The organism is Mycoplana sp. ABR4_002, from assembly GCF_056159645.1.
In genome coordinates this window covers 829,026-848,288 of the sequence record NZ_JBSWVO010000001.1, presented here as the reverse complement: position 1 = coordinate 848,288, position 19,263 = coordinate 829,026, and the positions used below count along the sequence as shown (strand labels likewise).

The 19,263-nt window shown below is 66.8% G+C and carries 18 protein-coding genes; 8 read left to right on the top strand and 10 right to left on the bottom strand.

Features of this window, described 5'->3' with window-relative positions:
• The first annotated feature begins 127 nt into the window (after positions 1–127).
• The gene (locus tag ACXAGF_RS04035) at positions 128–2,116 is read left to right on the top strand and encodes an adenylate/guanylate cyclase domain-containing protein (protein WP_475014654.1); all 1,989 of its coding nucleotides are present in this window, start codon (positions 128–130) and stop codon (positions 2,114–2,116) included.
• Positions 2,117–2,128: 12 nt separating this feature from the next.
• On the opposite strand, the gene ACXAGF_RS04030 is transcribed toward ACXAGF_RS04035, so the two are convergent.
• The gene (locus ACXAGF_RS04030) at positions 2,129–2,677 is read right to left on the bottom strand and encodes a cupin domain-containing protein (RefSeq protein WP_475014653.1); all 549 of its coding nucleotides are present in this window, start codon (positions 2,675–2,677) and stop codon (positions 2,129–2,131) included.
• A 165-nt stretch (positions 2,678–2,842) separates the two neighbouring features.
• Between ACXAGF_RS04030 and aptA the strand changes: the two genes are divergently transcribed.
• The gene (gene aptA / locus ACXAGF_RS04025) at positions 2,843–4,180 is read left to right on the top strand and encodes an omega-aminotransferase AptA (RefSeq protein WP_475014651.1); all 1,338 of its coding nucleotides are present in this window, start codon (positions 2,843–2,845) and stop codon (positions 4,178–4,180) included.
• A 75-nt stretch (positions 4,181–4,255) separates the two neighbouring features.
• Here aptA and ACXAGF_RS04020 read toward each other — a convergent pair whose 3' ends face one another.
• Positions 4,256–5,050 carry a hypothetical protein gene (locus tag ACXAGF_RS04020; RefSeq protein ID WP_475014649.1) on the bottom strand — a complete coding sequence of 265 codons (795 nt, stop codon included), beginning with the start codon at positions 5,048–5,050 and terminating at the stop codon, positions 4,256–4,258.
• A 320-nt stretch (positions 5,051–5,370) separates the two neighbouring features.
• On the opposite strand from ACXAGF_RS04020, the gene ACXAGF_RS04015 reads away from it, so the two are divergent.
• On the top strand, positions 5,371–6,030 hold the full coding sequence (locus ACXAGF_RS04015) for a glutathione S-transferase family protein (RefSeq protein ID WP_475014647.1): 660 nt from the start codon (positions 5,371–5,373) through the stop codon (positions 6,028–6,030).
• A 17-nt stretch (positions 6,031–6,047) separates the two neighbouring features.
• On the opposite strand, the gene ACXAGF_RS04010 is transcribed toward ACXAGF_RS04015, so the two are convergent.
• The 7 genes from ACXAGF_RS04010 to ACXAGF_RS03980 all read right to left on the bottom strand — a co-directional run bounded on the left by ACXAGF_RS04010 (position 6,048) and on the right by ACXAGF_RS03980 (position 13,461).
• Positions 6,048–7,205 (bottom strand): fumarylacetoacetate hydrolase family protein, encoded by a 1,158-nt coding sequence (locus ACXAGF_RS04010; protein ID WP_475014645.1) that lies wholly within the window; start codon positions 7,203–7,205, stop codon positions 6,048–6,050.
• A gap of 116 nt (positions 7,206–7,321) precedes the next feature.
• Entirely contained in the window at positions 7,322–8,389 is a 1,068-nt protein-coding gene (locus ACXAGF_RS04005; RefSeq protein WP_475014643.1) for an ABC transporter ATP-binding protein, read from the bottom strand.
• Between the two features lie 5 nt (positions 8,390–8,394).
• Positions 8,395–9,228 (bottom strand): carbohydrate ABC transporter permease, encoded by an 834-nt coding sequence (locus ACXAGF_RS04000; protein WP_475014641.1) that lies wholly within the window; start codon positions 9,226–9,228, stop codon positions 8,395–8,397.
• A gap of 4 nt (positions 9,229–9,232) precedes the next feature.
• A complete protein-coding gene (locus ACXAGF_RS03995; protein WP_475014640.1) occupies positions 9,233–10,156 on the bottom strand; it encodes a carbohydrate ABC transporter permease in 924 nt (307 codons plus the stop codon).
• 117 nt (positions 10,157–10,273) lie between these two features.
• A complete protein-coding gene (locus ACXAGF_RS03990; RefSeq protein WP_475014639.1) occupies positions 10,274–11,533 on the bottom strand; it encodes an ABC transporter substrate-binding protein in 1,260 nt (419 codons plus the stop codon).
• 36 nt (positions 11,534–11,569) lie between these two features.
• Positions 11,570–12,742: a PLP-dependent transferase gene (locus ACXAGF_RS03985; protein ID WP_475014637.1), complete on the bottom strand. Its 1,173-nt coding sequence runs from the start codon at positions 12,740–12,742 to the stop codon at positions 11,570–11,572.
• Positions 12,739–13,461 carry a FadR/GntR family transcriptional regulator gene (locus tag ACXAGF_RS03980; RefSeq protein WP_475014636.1) on the bottom strand — a complete coding sequence of 241 codons (723 nt, stop codon included), beginning with the start codon at positions 13,459–13,461 and terminating at the stop codon, positions 12,739–12,741. The genes ACXAGF_RS03985 and ACXAGF_RS03980 overlap by 4 nt, the downstream gene beginning before the upstream one ends.
• 253 nt (positions 13,462–13,714) lie before the next feature.
• On the opposite strand from ACXAGF_RS03980, the gene ACXAGF_RS03975 reads away from it, so the two are divergent.
• Together ACXAGF_RS03975 and ACXAGF_RS03970 are read left to right on the top strand one after the other, a co-directional pair.
• Positions 13,715–15,082 carry an FAD-binding oxidoreductase gene (locus ACXAGF_RS03975; RefSeq protein WP_475014635.1) on the top strand — a complete coding sequence of 456 codons (1,368 nt, stop codon included), beginning with the start codon at positions 13,715–13,717 and terminating at the stop codon, positions 15,080–15,082.
• A gap of 14 nt (positions 15,083–15,096) precedes the next feature.
• Complete coding sequence (locus ACXAGF_RS03970; RefSeq protein WP_475014633.1) at positions 15,097–15,843, top strand: SDR family oxidoreductase; 747 nt, start codon at positions 15,097–15,099, stop codon at positions 15,841–15,843.
• A 12-nt stretch (positions 15,844–15,855) separates the two neighbouring features.
• Here the strand turns inward: ACXAGF_RS03970 and tsaA are convergent, their stop codons facing one another.
• Positions 15,856–16,380: a tRNA (N6-threonylcarbamoyladenosine(37)-N6)-methyltransferase TrmO gene (gene tsaA / locus ACXAGF_RS03965; RefSeq protein WP_475014631.1), complete on the bottom strand. Its 525-nt coding sequence runs from the start codon at positions 16,378–16,380 to the stop codon at positions 15,856–15,858.
• A gap of 154 nt (positions 16,381–16,534) precedes the next feature.
• Here tsaA and modA point away from each other — a divergent pair, with 154 nt between their 5' ends.
• The 3 genes from modA to modC all read left to right on the top strand — a co-directional run bounded on the left by modA (position 16,535) and on the right by modC (position 19,263).
• Entirely contained in the window at positions 16,535–17,335 is an 801-nt protein-coding gene (gene modA / locus ACXAGF_RS03960) for a molybdate ABC transporter substrate-binding protein (RefSeq protein WP_475019205.1), read from the top strand.
• A 153-nt stretch (positions 17,336–17,488) separates the two neighbouring features.
• The gene (gene modB, locus ACXAGF_RS03955) at positions 17,489–18,190 is read left to right on the top strand and encodes a molybdate ABC transporter permease subunit (protein WP_475014630.1); all 702 of its coding nucleotides are present in this window, start codon (positions 17,489–17,491) and stop codon (positions 18,188–18,190) included.
• Complete coding sequence (gene modC, locus ACXAGF_RS03950) at positions 18,187–19,263, top strand: molybdenum ABC transporter ATP-binding protein (RefSeq protein ID WP_475014628.1); 1,077 nt, start codon at positions 18,187–18,189, stop codon at positions 19,261–19,263. The genes modB and modC overlap by 4 nt, the downstream gene beginning before the upstream one ends.

Here is a 19,263-nt window from a genome sequence, read left to right as displayed (position 1 = left end):
GTTTCCGCCGTGCACACGCTGGCGCGCGGGCAGCCGGTGCGCAGGATGCGACCGTGGGATAACACCACGGCAGGGTTGAGGGACGGCCGGCCGTGGGCGGCGGGACGAAGTGGGGCAAGGGTCGAGGATGGCAACTACTACCAAGGACGTGGCGGCAGTTCCGGCAAGGCGCGCTTGGCACGGATCGTTGCGCACGCTGCTCGCCGCCGTGATGGTGGCGCTGCTCCTGGCGGTGTCGGGCTCGCTGGTGCTGCTCGACTACTATCGTGCCCGTAACGCCGCGATCGAAGCGGCGGAAATCCACATGAACGCCTTCGAGGACCGGCTGGTCTCGCGCATGCAGACGCTGTCCGGCGAAACCACCGCGATGGTCAACCTGATCGTCTCGGTCGCCAATTCCTTCCTCGCGCCGCCGACGCAGCGCGTCGACGACAAGGTGACGATCCTGCGGGCCGCCCTCACCCGCTCGCCGCAGATCGACGGCGTCTATGCCGGCTATCCGGACGGCGGCTTCTTCCACGCCGTCAACCTGTCCTCGCGCGATTGGCGAAGCGTGCTCGACGCCCCGCCCAGGGCCACCATGGCCGTACGGATCCTGAGCCAGAACGACGGCGCGCCGATCACGCGCGTGCTCTTCTATGACGGTGGCGGCAAGGAACTGCTGCGACGAACGCTCACCGGCTGGATATACGATCCCCGCCAGCGCCCCTGGTACCGGGCCGCCGTCAACGGGACCGGCCCGATCGCGACCGGCCCCTACACCATGGCGACGACGAGGACATTGGGCATGACGGTGTCCCAGGCGCACAAGGGCAATCCCGAGATCGTCGTCGGCGCCGATGTCGTGCTCGACAAGGTCACGCGTTTCATCGCCAGTGAGCGGCTGACGCCGAGCGCCGTCGCCTTCGTCGTCGACGCCGGCCGCAAGCCGCTGATGCACTCCGATCAGAGGATCATGTACGCGATCACCGCCTCCAAGGTCGAGCGGGATTTCGATCCGGCAATTCTCGAGGAACCGCTGATGGCGGCCATCAAGGCGAACCCGCTCTCGCTGGACACGATGGCGCTGGTCGAGGCGGACGGCCGACGCTGGGTGGTGATGGGGACGGAGGTAGTCTCCGCGCTCTTGTTTGCCGGTCACGTCGCGGTGATCGCGGCCCCGGTCGATGAACTGATGGCCCCGGCCCGGGCCGGACTCTACCAGGGCCTGATGATATCGGCCGGCATCGTCAGCCTTGCCGTGCTCGGCGCGCTGCTTCTCGCCCACCTCATCACCAAGTCGCTGCACCAGCTGACCGACAGTGCCCACCGGCTGCAGGACCTGGACTTCACCACGCCGATCGAGGTGCCGACGCGGGTCAGCGAGATCGCCACCCTCGGCGGCGCGATGAACAGGGCGCGGGACGCGATCTTCACCTTCGGGCTCTACGTGCCGAAAGAGGTGGTGCGCAAGGGCATGGCCTCGGGCGAATTCTCGGGACGGACCGCGCGACGCCAGGAGGTGACCGCGCTCTTCACCGACATCTACGACTTCACCACCATCAGCGAGCAACACTCGCCGGAAGAGGTGGTCGGCATGCTGTCGGAGTATTTCGACATTCTCAACGAGACCGTGAACGACCATAGCGGCACGATCATCCAGTTCCTCGGCGATTCCATCTTCGCCATGTGGAACGCGCCGGCGCCGGATCCGGACCACGCCGAGCACGCTTGCCGTTGCGCGCTGGCGATCAAGGATCGGCTCGACGCATTCAACGACAGGCAGCGCGGTCTCGGTCTGCCGGAATTCCGCACCCGGGTCGGGATCCATTCCGGCGCGGCCGTCGTCGGCAGCGTCGGCGCACGCGACCGCCTCCAATACACCGCGATGGGCGACAGCATCAACGTTGCCTCGCGGATCGAGGGCATGAACAAGACCTATCACACGACCATTCTGGCGAGCAGCGAAGTCGTCGACCAATGCGCAGACCAGATCGCTTTCCGCCCGCTCGGCCAGGCCCAGGCCAAGGGCCGCGCCACCGCGCTCGAGCTCTACGAGGTGGTCGGCATCCGGGCGGCGGCGGAAGAACAGGACAGGGGGCAGATGGACGCCGAAACCGTGACCGTCCGAAACTGAGCGGACGGGCGCTCAGAAGGTCGGCGGCGTGCAGGCGCTGATCAGTTCGCACGGCACCGGGCCGACGCAGCGGAAGCGGTGTGGCCGGCGGCTCTCGAAATAATAGGCGTCGCCAGGTCCGAGGATGCGGCGCTCGTCGTCCACCGTCACCTCCAGCCGGCCGGACAGGACAATGCCGCCTTCCTCGCCGTCGTGCACCAACGGCACCTTCCCGGTATCGGCGCCGGGCTGATAGCACTCCTTCAGGATCTGCAGGCTGCGGCCAAACAAGGTCTCGCCGATCTGGCGATAGGAGATCGGCCCCTTGCCGATCTCGACAAGCTCGTCGGCGCGGTAGAACGCCTTGCGCGAGCGCTCCGGCTCGAAGGCAAAGAATTCGGCAAGCCCGATCGGGATGCCGTCGAGAATGCGCTTGAGCGCGCCGACCGAAGGGTTGGAGGCATTGGACTCAATCAGCGAGATGGTGGAATTGGTGACGCCGGCGCGCTTGGCCAGTTCACGCTGGGACAACTTGTGGGCGATGCGCAGGGAACGCAGCCTGCCTCCGATATCGACCGACATTCCACCCTCACCCTGCTGCCGTAGCCTTTGCCTGTTTCGATTGTTTGAAATAGCGAAACATCGATGGCGTCGGCTCAAAGATTTCAATGCCTTCATAGCAAGCAGAAAAGGACTTGTTCAAGCTGGCAAATCATGGCGTCAATCGCGCGGCCAGAGGAGAGACCCATGAACGTTCACAACAAGCCGAATGCGCCCGTGCTCGACAGCTACTGGATGCCGTTTACCGCCAACCGCCAGTTCAAGGCCGCGCCGCGGCTGCTCGCCGCGGCCGAGGGCATGCACTACACCAGCCAGGACGGCCGCACGATCCTCGACGGCACCGCCGGGCTGTGGTGCGTCAATGCCGGCCACGGCCGCCGCCAGATCGCCGCGGCTGTCGAGCGCCAGCTGTCGACGATGGATTTCGCCCCGTCCTTCCAGATGGGTCACCCGATCGCCTTCGACTTCGCCGAGCGGCTCGCCGAGATCGCGCCCGGGCCGGAAGGAGCCAAGCTCGACCGCATCTTCTACACCGGCTCCGGGTCGGAATCGGTCGATACCGCGCTGAAGATCGCGCTGGCCTACCAGCGCTCGATCGGCCAGGGCACGCGCACGCGCCTGATCGGCCGCGAGCGCGGTTACCACGGCGTCGGCTTCGGCGGCATCTCGGTCGGCGGCATCGTCAACAACCGTCGCGTCTTCCCGCAGTTGCCGGGCACCGACCATCTGCGCCATACCCACGACCTGTCGAAGAACGCCTTCGCCAAGGGCCAGCCGGAACACGGCGCCGAACTCGCCGACGATCTCGAGCGGCTGGTCGCCCTGCACGGCGCCGAAACGATCGCAGCCTGCATCGTGGAGCCGGTCGCAGGCTCCACCGGCGTGCTGATCCCGCCGAAGGGCTATCTCGAGCGCCTGCGCGCGATCTGCGACAAGCACGGCATCCTGCTGATCTTCGACGAGGTGATCACCGGATTCGGTCGCCTCGGCGCAGCGTTCGCCACGGACTATTTCGGCGTCACGCCCGACCTCGTCACCACCGCCAAGGGCCTGACCAACGGCGCCATCCCGATGGGCGCTGTCTTCGCCAGCCGCAAGGTCCACGACGCGCTGATGCACGGTCCGGAGGGACAGATCGAGCTGTTCCACGGCTACACCTATTCCGGCCACCCGGCCGCCTGCGCCGCGGGCATCGCCACGCTCGACATCTACCGCGACGAGGGGCTGCTGACGCGGGCGCGCGAACTGCAGGACGACTGGCACGAGGCGATGCACTCGCTGAACGACCTGCCGCACGTGATCGACATCCGCACGATCGGGCTGATCGCCGGCATCGAGCTGGCGCCGCGCGACGGCGCGGTCGGCGCCCGCGCCTACGATGTCTTCGTCGACTGCTTCGAGAAGGGGCTGCTGATCCGCGTCACCGGCGACATCATCGCCTTCTCGCCCCCGCTGATCGCCGACAAGACGCACTTCGCGGAAATCGTGTCGATCCTCGGCGATGCGCTGAAGCGCGCCCGATAGGAAGGCCAAGTGACGGCAAAGGGCCGGTCCGCGCGGACCGGCCCTTTTCGTTGTGCCAGATGGCGCCTCGGATGCCTAGAAATTGACGACGAGGCCGACGATCGGTCCCTGCTCGACGACATCGAACACGAAGCCGTCGTTGCTGTAGTCGACCCCAAGCGCCCGGTAGCCGACGACCGAGGAGAAGGTGTCGTTGAACTTGTAGCCGACGGTCGCCGCGACGTCCCAGTCGAGGTCCGCGCCACCACCGCCCACGAGCCCCCAGCCGGTGAGGAAGAAATTGGGCGTCAGGAAATAGCTCCCCTTCACGCCACCGACGGCATCGACCCAGGTCGCGCTGTCACTTTCCGACCGGCCGTCGAGGAGCCCGCCGCTGATCGAGATCGTCGTATCGGCGGACCAGACCCGCGCACCGGCGACGATGTCGAGGCGCCCGGAACCGCTTTCCAGCACCGAGTAGCCGACGCCGAGAAGACCGGCAAAGGTCTCGGCATCGACGTTCACCCGGTCGGCGACGACTCCCCTGGGCGTACCCTTGCTGCCGGACAGCTTGGTGTAGAGGACGTCGGCGAAGATGCTGTAGCGCTGATAGCGCGCCTCGCCGATCGCCATTGCCGCGAAGTCGAGGTGGTCCCAGACATCGCCAAACGACATGTCCACGTCGACGGTGGGCAGGCCAAAACTGCCCACGTCGCCGGACAGGCCGGCCGCCCAGAAATAGGGTGCAAAGGTGAAGGTCCAGCCGCTTTCCGTCTCGATCTGCTGCGCGTCCGGGGCCACCGCGACCGGGGCAAGATCGGCCGCACCGGCACCGTGGGCCATCAACCCCAGCGCGGCGCAAAGAAGAGTGGATGCGATGCGATGCTTCATGGGGCCCTCCAAGGCACAACCGTGATTGTTTCGACTGCTGCTCCGACGCACGTTACGCGGGCCCCAGGGCTAAGTCTCGACCTAGTGACGAATCGTCAGCGACCGACCATCCGCCCATAACATCAAGAGTTCGTCGCTTTGACAAGCGAAGGCTCCGTGACGGCCGGCGGCCCAAGCCGGATCCCGTCCCGTCTGAGCCTCCGCCGCGGTTCGCGAGCGGGCCCACCGAAGTGGTGACAGCTCATTCAACAGACGCTGATTGCAATATGCAACCAGATCTGTATCATCGGCGACCTCGGAAAACGTCACGGGAGGCGACGATGAAGCCGATCCTCTATGCGCATCCGTTCTCGTCCTACTGCCAGAAGGCGCTCGTCGCCCTCTACGAAAGCGGGACGCCGTTCGAGTTCCGGATCTTGAGCGCGGAGCATCCGGAGATCTATGCGGAGTTTGAAACGCTGTGGCCGCTCAAGCGCTTTCCCGTGCTGGTCGATGACGGCAGGACGGTGCTGGAGGCGACCGTCATCATCGAATATCTGGCAATTGCCTATCCGGGTCGGTTCAGGCCGATCCCGGCGGACCCAGCGACGGCCCTCGACGTGCGCATGCTCGACCGGATCTTCGACAATTACATCAACACGCCGCAGCAGCGGATCATCTACAATGCGATCCGGCCGGAAGCGGACCGAGACCCCTATGGCGTCACCGAAGCGAAGACGATGCTGGAGCGGGCCTACCAGTGGCTCGACCGGCACATGGCAGGCCGGACCTGGGCCGCGGGCGACGACTTCAGCCTCGCCGACTGCGCCGCCGCTCCCGCCTTGTTCTACGCCGACTGGACCTTTCCGATCGATACGGCGCTGGCAAACCTCAAGGCCTATCGAGACCGCCTGCTTGCCCGTCCGTCCTTTGCCCGTGCGGTCGACGAGGCGAGGCCCTACCGCAAGCTCTTTCCACTCGGGGCGCCGGACCGGGACTGAACGCGGCCGGTCACTGTTCAGAGCAGGCCGCGGCCGGCGAGGTTGCGCATCAGGTCGGCGATGCCAAAGACCCAGGGCGGGCAGTCCGTCGAGAGCCTCACGGTGTTCGACAGGGATCCAAGCTCGGCGTTGGAGATGGTCACGCGGTCGCCGATCTTGTGGGTGAAGCCCTCGCCGGCGACGTCGCGGTCCTCGACCGGCGCGAACAGCGTCCCCATGAACAGCATGAAGCCGTCCGGATACTGGTGGTGCCGGCCGATCGTCTGGGCCACGAGATCGAGCGGGTCGCGGCTGATCTCGCGCATGGTGCTCGAGCCGTTGAGGACAAAGCCGTCCTCGCCCTCGATCCGCAGGTCGAGGTCGGCCCTGCGCACGTCGTCGATCGCATAGGTGTCGTCGAACAAGCGGATGAACGGGCCGATCGCGGCCGAGGCATTGTTGTCCTTCGCCTTGCCCAGCAGCAGCGCCGACCGGCCCTCGACGTCGCGCAGGTTGACGTCGTTGCCGAGCGTGGCGCCCCTGACCTCGCCGCGGCTGTTGACCGCAAGAACCACCTCCGGCTCCGGATTGTTCCACCTCGAGATCGGGTGCAGCCCGACCGAAGCGCCCCAACCGACGGCCGACAGCACCGGCGCCTTGGTGAAGACCTCCGCGTCCGGGCCGATGCCGACCTCGAGATATTGCGACCAGACCCCCTCCTCGATCAGCGCCGCCTTGACCTTCGCCGCGGCTTCCGAGCCGGCCTTCAGGTCGCGCAGGCTGTCGCCGATGATGGCGGTGACGCGCTCGCGGATCTTCTGTGCCAGCGCAGGATTGCCCGCCGCCTTCTCCTCGATCACGCGCTCGATCATCGAGCGGGCGAAGGTGACGCCGCAGGCCTTGACTGCCTGGAGATCGCAAGGCGCGAGAAGATGAACGCGCGACAGGTCGCCGGCCGCCTCGACGGCATGGGCAAACACCTCGGCGAGCGGGGCCACGACCTCTCCGGGCTGGGCGCGCACGAGGCCGACCGGGTCTTCCGCCTCGAGCAGGTCACGCATGGTCGGGGCGCCCTTGCCAGTGATGTCGACCAGGTTGCCCTCGCGCACGTTCACCAGCGAAGGGCCGCTGCGGTCCGGGCGCCAGACGCGTCCGACAAAGGTACCCCGATCGAATGCGTCCGCCTGCGATGCCATGCCGTGCTCCTCCGATGATGCGGCCACCTTCATGCCCGAAAACGAAGACGCGGGACAGGGGCAAAAATGGGAACGGCCTGCGCTGGTCGGCACGCAGGACAGGAGACAGGACCCGGTCAGTCCGCCCGGCTGCCCTCCTCGTCGAAGACGTGCAGGTGCTTCTGCGGAAAATCGACCCGCACCTTCGGCCCGGCCGACAGGGCGTCGCGATCCAGCGTGAAGATCTTGAACGGCAGGCCGTGCAGCGACAGGTGCAGGATGATGCCGAAGCCGGTCGGCTCGATCAGATCGACGCTCGCCTCGAGCGCACCGCCGTCGGCAATGACGACATGCTCAGGGCGGATCCCGAGGGTGGCTGCGGCGTCCGGGTTGAGGCCGCGACGCCTGGAAACCGGCACGATCGTGCCATCGGCAAGCCGGATGCCGGCCTGCTCTCCCGAGACAACATAGCGGCCCTCGAGGAAGTTCATGCCCGGCGAGCCGATGAAGCCGGCGACGAAGAGGTTGGCCGGCGTGTCGTAGAGTTCCAACGGCGTTCCGACCTGCTGGACGACCCCGCCGTGCATGGCGACGATCCGGTCGGCGAGCGTCATCGCCTCGATCTGGTCGTGGGTGACGTAGATCGAGGTGGCCTTGAGGCCGGCGTGCAGCTTCTTGATCTCCGCGCGCATCTGCTCGCGCAGGCGGGCGTCGAGGTTGGAGAGCGGCTCGTCGAACAGAAACGCCTTCGGTTGGCGGACGATGGCGCGGCCCATGGCGACGCGCTGGCGCTGGCCGCCGGACAGCGCCTTCGGCCGGCGCTGCAGGAACGGCTCGAGGCCGAGCTTGGACGCGGCGCCGCCGACGGCGCTCTTGATCTTTTCCTTGGCCGTCTTCCGGAGCCGCAGGCTGTAGCTCATGTTGTCGGCGACGCTCATATGCGGGTAGAGCGCATAGGACTGGAACACCATGGCGATGTCGCGGTCCTTGGGCGCCAGGTCGTTGACGCGCTTGCCCGAGATGCGGATCTCGCCGGCGGTCACCTCCTCCAGCCCGGCGATCATGCGCAGCAGCGTGGACTTGCCGCAGCCGGACGGGCCGACCAGGACAATGAACTCGCCGTCCCTGATCGTCAGATCGACGCCGTGCAGGACCGGGAAATGACCGTAGCTCTTGCGGACGCTGGCAATGTCGATGGAAGCCATGGGTATTATCCTTTGACGGCGCCGGCCGTGAGGCCCTGCACGAGGTAGCGCTGGATGAGGAGGAAGAACAGGCAGGCCGGGATGAGCGCCAGCACGCCCGCCGCCATCATCTGCCCGAAGTCGACGGAGAACTTCGACACGAAGGTCAGGAGCCCGACCGGGAAGGTCGCCGCGTCGTTGCCGGAAATCAGCATCAACGCAAACAGCAACTCGCTCCAGGCGGCGGTGAAGACGAAGCCGAGCGTCGCGGCGATGCCCGGCAGCGTCAGCGGCAGGATGATCTGGCGGAAGGCGACGAACTGGGTGGCGCCGTCGATCATCGCCGCCTCTTCCAGGTCCTTCGGGATGCCATCGAAGAAGGATTGCATGAGGAAGGTGGCAAAGGGCACGTTGAAGGCGGAATAGACGATGACGAGACCGGTGAGGGAGTTGGTCAGGCCGAGCGGCGACAGCATCTTGAAGATCGGCGCGACCAGCATCACCAGCGGGAACATCTGCGTGATCAGCATCAAGGCGACGATCCAGTACTTCGCCCGGAAGGAAAAGCGCGACAGCGCATAGCCGGAGAGCGAGGCCAGCACGGTGACGACCACGGCGGTGGCGCCGGAAACGATCAGGCTGTTCCTGAAGAAGGTCGGAAAGGCGCTGTGCGCGATGACGAAGTTGAAGTGCTCGAAGGTCGTGCGCGACGGCCACATGCGCACGCCCTCGCTATAGAGCAGGTCGTTCGGCGTGACCGACACCTTCAACAGCCAGAACAGCGGAAACAGCGCGAAGACGATGTAGGCGAGGATTGCCCCGCGATGGGCGACGGTGAGGAGAAGACGGCCGGAACTCATGGTTTCATCCCCTGTTCAGCATGGACTGGCGCAGCAGCACGATCAGCATCGAATAGATGAGCAGCAGCACGAGCAGCACGAGCGCGATCGCCGAGGCATAGCCGAAGTCGAGCCGCCTGAAGGCCTGGGTGAAGATGTAACTGGCGACGATCTGGGTGCGGTCGGCCGGGCCGCCATTGGTCATCACCACGATCAGGTCGGCGAAGTTGGAGATCCAGACGGTGCGCAACAGCACGGTGATCGCGATCGTCGGCGCCAGGAACGGCAGCGTGATCGACAGGAAGCGCTGGACCGGGCCGGCGCCATCGATCGCCGCGGCCTCGTAGAGGTCGCGCGGGATCGCCTGCAGGGCGGCGAGCAGGGTGATGGCAAAGAACGGGATGCCCCACCAGACATTCGCCGCGATCGGCCCCCACATGGCAAGGTTGGGATCGGACAGGATATTGTTCGGTGCATCGAGGATGCCGAGCGCATGAAGCCAGTGCGGCAACGGCCCGATGACCGGATTGAACAGCCAGGCCCAGTTGAGGCCGGCAAGGAAGCTCGGCACCGCCCAGGGCAGAAAGACCAGCGCCTGAACCAGCCCGCGGCCGGCGAACGGCTTGTCGAGCAGCAGCGCGAGGATCAGACCGAAGGTAAACTGCAGGACGACCGATGCACCGGTCCACCACAGCGTGTTCCTGAGTGCGCCGAAGAAGGCCGTGTCCTGCCCCAGCGCGCGGAAATGATCGAGCCCGACGAAGCCGCCGGAAAAAGGGTTCAGAAGCTGGATGTCGCGGAAGGCATAGGAAATGCCCACGACAAGTGGCACCAGCATGACCGCAATGATAAGGATCAGCGCCGGGGCACTGTAGAGATAGGGCTCCGAGGCGTGCGCGAACCGCTGCAGCAGCGGTCGCCGGTCCTGCTTAATCGCTTGATGCATCATCGGCGGTCGTTCCATTGACGTCGTTGCCGGCGCGCCGCCGCGGGCGCGCCGGGATGGATGCCTCCAGGGCCTGCCCCCGTCCCCCGACGGGGACGAAGGCTGCAAGGCCGCTATCGGCTACTGCTTGGCAAGGAACTTCTGCTGTGCCTTGGTCAGGTAGTCGGCCCACTGATTGGCGAGTTCCTCCGGGGTGATCTCGCCGAGCAGCGCCTTCTGCGAGCTCTGGATCACCAGCGAGTCCTTGAAGAAGGCAAACTCCTCCAGATGGGTCGGCATGACGGTCGGGATCGCGTCCTTGTCCTCAAGCTCGGCGAACCAGCCCTTGAACTGCTCGCTCGCATAGAACGGGTCCATCTCCGCCGAACGGTGGACCGGCAGGGCGCCGGTGCGCTTGTTCCACTCGACGTTGCCCTCCGGCCCCTCGAGCGCCTCGATCAGCTTCCAGGCGAGGTCCTTGTTCTCGCTTGCCGCCATCATCGACCAGCCGGCATAGCCGATCGTCGGGAAAGTCTTGCCGTCCGGCCCCTTCGGCATGGTGGTGATGCCGTAGTCTTCGGGCTTCATGCGCTCGGCAATGGCGATGAGCGCGTCCGGGTCCTGGTCGAGGAAGGCGCAGGTGCCGCTGTAGAAGCCGGCGACGATCTCGTTGAAGCCCCAGTTGACGCTGTCCTTCGGCGCGTAGCCGTTCTTGTAGAGATCGACCAGCCAGGTCAGGCCCTTGACCCATCCCTCGCTGTTCATCGTCGAGGTGCCGTCCTCGTTGAAGAACTTGTTGGAGCCGGCCATCGAGGCGCCGAACATCACCCAGCCATTGAGGCCACCCGGGCCGCCACGCAGGCAGTAGCCGGACTTGCCGGGCAGCGCCGAGACCTTCTTGGCGGCGTCCGCGAACTCGTCCATCGTCTTCGGCGGCTCGGCGACGCCGGCCTCTTCCAGCAGTTTCTTGTTGTAGAACATCGCCCGGAGATAGAAGCCGTAGGGCAGCATGTAGGCGGTGTCGTCGATGTCGCGGCCGAGTTCGAGCGCGCGATCGGTCAGACCGGAGGTGTGCTCCCACTTGGCGAGGTAGGGCTCGAGGCTCTCCAGCATGTTGTTGTTGGCATAGAGCGAGAGCCAGGTGTCGGGCATTTCCATGACGTCCGGGATCTCGCCGGCGGACACCATGGTGGCGAACTTCTGGAACGCCTCGCCCCAGGGCAGCGAGATGATCTCGACCTTCGTGCCCGGGTTGGCGGCCTCGAACGTGCCGACGATCGACTTCAATGTCTCGGTCCGCTCGGGGCTGGTAATCACTTCCACCAGCTTCAACGTCGTGTCAGCAAGTGCGGTGCCGGACATCATCGCGGCGAAGACGGCGGCAGTCAGTAGTCTCTTCATGGTCGTTCCCCCTCTTTGGGCTCTGGCTTGTTGCTTTCAGACTTGGGAGGCGGCGGCGATGGCCGCCTCCAGATCACTCCACAGGGCCTCGGTTCCTTCCAGGCCGACATGGAGACGAACGGACCGCGGATGGATGCCGAAGGCATGCGCGGAATTGGGTTGGGCCTTCTGCTGCAGCACCACCTGGCCCGGCACGATCAGGCTCTCGTGGCCGCCCCAGCTGACGCCGAGCTTGAACAGGTCGAGGCGATCGGCGAAGACACGGATGTCGATACCCTCGCGGAACACGAAGGAGAACAGGCCCGAGGTGCCGGTCAGTCCGGGCGGCAGGCGGTTCGCCAGCGCCGGATGCTGGACGCTCTCGACGAGCTCCAGCGCCTGCAGGCGGCGGGCGATGTCCAGCGCCGACGCCTCGTGCGCCTTCATGCGGATCGGCAGCGTGCGCAGGCCGCGCACGAGCAGCCAGGCGTCGAAGGGCGAAAGCTTGCCGCCGAGATAGGGATAGGCCTCGGCGCGGATGCGGTCGACCATCGCCTTCGAGCCGGTGACGACGCCGGCGACCACGTCGCTGTGGCCGCCGAGATATTTCGAGGCCGAATGCAGGACCAGGTCGGCGCCGAGCGACAGCGGCTTCTGGAACACCGGGCTGGCCCAGCTGTTGTCGATGACGGAGACGATGCCATGGCGCCGCGCCAGCGCGGCCAGCGCTCCGACGTCGTGAGCGTCCATTACCCAGCTGGTCGGGCTCTCCATGTAGAACAGCTTCGCGCCCGGCAGCGCGCGGGCGACCTCTTCCTCGTCCCGGCCGTCGACATAGGTGACCTCGACCCGCATCCGCTTCAGCACGGTGCCGAACAGGCGGAAGGCATCGGGATAGCAGTGGCGCACGGCAACGATGCGGTCGCCCGGCTCGACGAAAGACAGCACGGTCGAGGAGATCGCGGCCATGCCGCTGGCAAAGCCCATCGCGTCCTCGCCGCCTTCGAGCTTTGCCAGCATTTCCTCGAACGCGCGAACGGTCGGGTTGAGCCCGCGCGTGTAGATCGGGCGGACGATTTCGCCGCGATAGGCCGCCAGCATCTCGTCATAGCTGGAAAAGGTGAAGAGCGAGGTCTGCACGATCGGTGGCACCACCGCCTCGAAGGCGTTCTCCTCGTCATGCGCCACGATGAGCGAGGCGTGCTCGAACGGATCAGAGCCGTTGATCATTGGGACATTTCCTTGATGTCTTCCTCGACGACGTCGAGGATCTTGACGGTTTCGCGGCGCGCGGCCTCGGTGTCCTGAGCGACGATCGCCTCGAAGAGCGTACGGTGGAAAGGAAAGGAGCGGCGGGCGAAGTCGGGGCGGTCGAACGGCTCGTCCCAGAAGCGCTCGAAGGCCTCGCGCATCTGCTCCAGCAGCTGACGGAACAGCGGATTGTGGGTGGCATCGTAGATGGCGAGGTGGAAGGCCAGGTCTTCCGGCCCCGAGGTGCCCTTGGAGAGATGGACGCGCTCCATCTCGTTCAGCTTCTCCTCGATCACCACGAGATCGCCAGCGCTGCGCCGGCGGGCCGCCACCATGTTGGCCTCGCACTCGATGCCGCGCCGCACCTCCAGCGTCTGCAACAGCGCATCACGCAGGTGCGCGGCATCGAAGGACAGCGGCATGTGGATCGTCGCGGTGGTGACGGGCTTGAGCAGATAGGTGCCACTGCCCTTGCGGGTCTCCATCACGCCTAGCGCCTGGAAGTGGCGGATCACCTCGCGGATCGTCGAGCGGCCGACCGCAAGGGCCGCCATCAGCTCACGCTCGGCCGGCAGCCGGTCTCCGGCCTTGAGGTTGGACTGGCCGATATAGGTCGCCAGCGCCTCGGTGACCTGGCGCGCCCGGTCCATCCGCGGCAGCGGCGCCATCACTGTCCTGGTGTCGATCCGTGCCGTCATCCGGCAGTCCCCGCCGTTCCGTCAGCTTCTCAAAATTGGTCTGACATCTGAGCATTATGTATGAGCCGCGAGGGGAGTCAATAGCGCCTGCGCAAACCTGGCGCGGCGAGGCAAAACCTGAATTAATACAACAAACGCTGATACTTAACCCACAATAGGCGCGATACGTCTCGATTACGGCAACGAAGATTGCATTCCGCTTGTGGCGCGGATACTCGTAGGCCAACAGCACCACGATACCGGCGGGGACAGCATGACGATCATCGAAGACCTGAAGCACGCGCTCGGCCCCGAGGCGGTGGTCTGCGGGCCCGACATCGGCGGGCGCCACCGCGGCGATGCCAGCCTGACCGGCGAGGCGTTGCCGCTCGCCGTCATCCGCCCGCGCAGCGTGGAACAGGTTTCCACGGCCTTGCGGATCTGCAACGCGCACGGTCAGCCGGTGGTGCCGCAGGGCGGCTTGACCGGTCTTGCCGGCGGCGCCAACGCCAGCGGCGACGCGATCGCGATCTCGCTCGAACATCTGGCCGGCATCGAGGAAATCGACGCCTCCGCCGGCACGATCACGGCGAAGGCGGGGACGGTGCTGGAAACGGCGCAGCGCGCCGCCGCGGAGGCGGGCTTCCTGCTGCCGATCGACCTCGGCGCGCGCGGCAGTTGCCAGGTCGGCGGCAACATTTCCACCAATGCCGGCGGCATCCGCGTCATCCGTCACGGCATGACCCGCGACAATGTGCTGGGGCTCGAGGTCGTGCTCGCCGACGGCACGGTACTGTCGATGCTGAACAAGATGACCAAGAACAACACCGGCTACGACCTTCGCCAGTTCTTCATCGGCGCGGAGGGCACGCTCGGCATCATCACCCGCGCCGTGCTGCGGCTGAAGCCGCTTCCGACCGGACGCAGCACGGCACTCGTGGCGCTGGAGAGCTACGAGGCGGTGGTGGCCCTGCTGAAGACGGCGCAGCGCGAGCTTGTCGCGCTGTCCGCCTTCGAGGTGATGTGGCAGGCATACGTCCGCTTCAACAGAGAGGCGGACGGCATCCGGCTGTTCGACGCCGATTACCCCTTCCTCGTCATCGTCGAGGAAGACGGCGACGGATCGGCGGCCGCGCGCGAGCGCTTCGAGGCGTTCCTCGGCAATGCGCTCGAAGGCGGGCTGATCGTCGACGCGCTGATCGCCCAGTCGGAAAAGGACGCGCTCGCCTTCTGGACCGTGCGCGAAGGCCATGCGATGGACCGTCTGCTGCCCTCGCTGGTCAACCTCGACGTCAGCCTGCCGATCGGCGAGATCGGCACCTTCGCCGGGGCCTGCGAGGCCGCCGTTCTGGCGCGCTTCCCCGGCGCCCACGTCTCCTTCTACGGCCATATCGGCGACAGCAACCTGCATCTTGCGATATCGATCGGCCCCGCATCCGAGGACGACCTGCACGTGCTGGACGAGATCGTCTACGATCTGGTGCAGCACTACCGCGGCTCCATCTCCGCAGAGCACGGCATCGGCACGCTGAAGCGCCCCTATCTCGGCCGCTCCCGCAGCGCCGCGGAACTGGAGACCATGCGCCGGATCAAGCAGGCACTGGACCCGAAAGGGATAATGAACCCCGATAAGGTGCTGTAACGGAGGACCTGGAGATGACGGTCGACAAACGCCGCGTGCTGGTTACCGGCGCCACCCGCGGGTTGGGTTTCGAGATTGCCGTGGCCTTCGCCCGCGACGGGGCCAGCGTCGTCTTCAACGGGCGGGACGCGTCGACGCTGGAGGCCCGCTGCGCGCCGCTGCGGCGGGACGGCCTGGTCGCGGAGGTTCTGGCCGCAGACCTTGCCGAGGACCCGGAAGGAATCGCATGCGCGGCCGCAGACCGGCTCGGCGGACTCGACGTCGTCGTCCACGCCGCCGGCATTCGCGACCGGCGCCGGACCGAGGATCTCGACGGACCCGACTTCGCCGCGCTGCTCGACGTCAACCTGACCGCGTCCTACCGACTGGCCCGCGCCGCGCTCCCCCACCTGCAAAAGTCCCTCGCCGGCCGGCTGGTGTTCGTTACCTCGATCGCGGCCCGGATCGCGCGCGCGCCCGATCCCGCCTATACCGCCGCGAAAGGCGGACTGGAGGCGCTGACGCGCTCGCTCGCGGTCGAGTTCGGCGCCGACAACCTGACCGTCAACGCGATCGCCCCCGGCTGGTTCGTCACCGACCCGAACCGGGCGCTGTCGGAGGATCCGCAGGTGCAGGCCTTCGTCGACGTCCGCATTCCGCTGAAGCGCTGGGGCCGGCCGGAGGAACTGGCGCCGGCCGCACTGTTCCTCGCCTCGCCGGCCGCGAGCTTCGTCAACGGCATCACCCTGACGGTCGACGGCGGGATGTCGGCGCAGATGTAATCGCGACGGGCCTCAGGCCTTCTGGCAGTATTTCGCCGTCCCCTCCGGCGCCGTCTCGCCTGCCTCCGGGTGCGGTGACGCGATGGGTCTGAACTGCGAACGCTCCGGCTTCAGGTCGAGCAGGGGCGTGCCGTCGAGACAGTCGAGGCCGCGCACGAACAGCACATTGCCCTCCAGCCGGTCCAGCCGGACGATCGCGCTGCCGATCGGGTTCGGCCGCACCGGCGAGCGCAACGAGAACGTACCGTGCGCCTTTCCGTTGCTGCCCGGGCTCTGAAGCACAAGGTCGCGCCGTGCGCGATCCAGCCAGTAGAGCACCTCCAGCCGCTCGAACGCGACCACGCCCTGCAATGCCGGACCCCAGGGGTCGAACACCTCGATCCGGCAGACCGGCCCGTCCATCCGCCCCTGTCTCGGGCACAGCGCCCTCTTGTCCCACGGCGTGTGGATGCGGCCGATGAACAACAGTCCGGCGTCGGTCGGCGCAGGCGGCGACACGGCGATCTCGTTTTCGCGAATTTCGTTGTCCGGCACCATGCACCCCTCCTCCCCGGCGGCTCATTGTCTCGCCGGTCGCCCACGGCATCGTTGCACGGCGACGCGCCCCCTGCTACCCGCAGCGCTATATTTCCAGGAATATAGCACTGGTCTTTACCCGTGCATCGCGATATTCAATGGAATGTCGCGGATGATGCGGGGGCTCATGAACTTCGATCGACGTCACTGGTTCCGGATGGCAGCCGCCGCCCTCGCTGCGGTCTGGCTCGGCGTCGCCCCCTTGCCTGCGGCTGCCGAGGACGGGCTGACCGTGTTCGCCGCGGCCAGCCTGAAAAACGCGCTCGACGCGGCGAATGCCGCCTGGGAGAAGGCCACGGCGAGAACCGTCACCGTCTCCTACGCGTCGAGCTCTGCCCTCGCACGGCAGATCGAGGCGGGTGCCCCGGCCGACCTCTTCATTTCCGCCGACCTTGGCTGGATGGACTACGTCGCCGACCGGAAGCTGATCCGGGACGACACGCGGACCGACCTGCTCGGCAACCGGCTTGTACTTATCGCGCCGAGGGACACGGCCGCGCCGGTCGTGATCGGACCGGGCTTCGACCTTGCCGGGCGCCTCGGCGACGGCCGGCTTGCAATGGGAGCGCCGGACTCGGTGCCGGCCGGGAGATACGGCAAGGCGGCGCTGGCGGCGCTCGGCGTGTGGCCGGCAGTCGAGGGCAAGGTGGCGGGCGCCGAGAGCGTGCGCGCCGCCCTTGCGCTCGTCTCGCGCGGCGAGGCGCCGCTCGGCATCGTCTACCGGACGGATGCCGCCGCCGATCCGGGCGTGGCCGTGGTCGGCACCTTTCCGGAGGCCACCCACCCGCCGATCGTCTACCCGGTCGCGATCCTGTCGGACTCGACGCACGCCGACGCCGCCGCCTATCTCGACTATCTTCGGTCGGAGACGGCGGCTCGTTTCTTTACCGACCAGGGCTTCACGGTCCTGAAATGAGCGACCACGCGTGGAAAGCGGCGGCCGTCGTTCCAGTCCCTTGCTACGGTGCACCCATGGCGTCGATAGACTCTGGTTCCCGATCGACCGGTCCGCGGCCCCTAGCCCGATGCCGGCCCCCTGCGGCACGTCGCCAGAACCGTCGGTGCTGAGGTGGAGTGGTGGACGCTCAGCGATGACGAATGGACGGCGATCCGCCTGAGCCTGCTCGTCTCGACCGTCGCGGTCGCCGCCAGCCTGCCGTTCGGCATGCTCGTGGCGCTCGCGCTCTCGCGCGGGCGCTTCTGGGGCAAGTCGGTGCTCAACGGCATCGTTCATCTGCCGCTAATCCTGCCGCCGGTCGTCACCGGCTTCCTGCTGCTGGTCCTGTTCGGTCGCAAGGGCCCGGTCGGCGCGTTCCTGGACGCGCATTTCGGCATCGTCTTCTCCTTCCGCTGGACCGGCGCGGCGCTCGCCTGCGCCGTCATGGGCTTCCCGCTGCTGGTGCGCTCGATCCGGCTGTCGCTCGACGCGGTCGATCGCAGGCTGGAGGATGCGGCCGGCACCCTCGGCGCCAGCCCGGTCTGGGTGTTCTTCACCGTGACCCTGCCGCTGATCCTGCCCGGCGTCATCGCCGGCATGATCCTGTCCTTCGCCAAGGCAATGGGCGAGTTCGGCGCGACCATCACCTTCGTCTCCAACATTCCGGGCGAGACGCAGACGATCGCCTCGGCGATCTACACGCTGACACAGGTGCCCGGCGGCGATGCCGGGGCCATGCGGCTGACGATCGTCGCGATCGCGATCTCCATGGCCGCGCTGCTGGCCTCGGAGTTCATGGCGCAGGCCATCGGCAAGCGGGTGCACTTCGAATGACGCTCTCGGTCGACGTCCAGCATCGGCTCGGCGCCTTCCGCCTCGACGCGGGCTTCACCTCCGAGGGCGGCGTGACCGCGCTGTTCGGCAGATCAGGATCGGGCAAGACGTCGCTGGTGCGTGCCATCGCCGGCCTGATCCGGCCGGACCAAGGCCACATCTCGCTCGACGGCGAGGTGCTGGTCGACACGCAGCGCAAGGTGTTCGTGCCGACGCACAAGCGGCGTTTCGGCTACGTATTCCAGGAGGCCCGGCTGTTCCCGCACATGAGCGTGCGCGCGAACCTTTGCTATGGCCGCTGGTTCGCACCGCGCGGCGCGGACGAAGGTGGCTTCGCCCACGTCGTCGACCTGCTCGGCCTCGGCGCCCTGCTGGACCGGCGGCCGGCCAATCTCTCGGGCGGGGAGAAGCAGAGGGTGGCGATCGGGCGCGCCCTGCTCGCCGCGCCGCGGATGCTGCTGATGGACGAGCCGCTCGCCGCGCTCGACGAGGAGCGCAAGGCCGAGATCCTGCCCTATCTCGAGCGGCTGCGCGACGACACGAACGTGCCGATCGTCTATGTCAGCCATGCCGTGCACGAGGTCGCGCGTCTGGCCGACCGCGTCGTGCTGATGAAGGACGGCAGGGTGGAGGCCACGGGGTCCGTGTCTGAAATCCTGAGCGGCCCCTCGCTGGCCACCGCCGCCGACCGCCGCGAGGCCGGAAGCGTGCTGACCGGTGCCGTCCACGCCTTCGATCCGGCGCACCGGCTCGCCACGGTTCGCCTGCGCGGCAGCGAACTGCACGTGCCGGGCACCGACATCCCGGCGGGAAAGGCCGTTCGCGTCCATATTCCCGCCCGCGATGTCATTCTGGCGATCGTCCGGCCGCAGGGCTTGAGCGCCCTCAACGTCCTTGAGGGGGTGATCGAATCGATCGCCGAGGAGAGCGACGGCATGCTGGCCGTGCGGGTCGATTGCGGCGGCGACCGGATCAACGCCCGCGTCACCGCGCTTTCGGGCGAACGGCTGCAGTTGCAACCTGGCAAGACCGTCTTCGCCATCATCAAGACGGTGGCGCTCGACATCCACTGA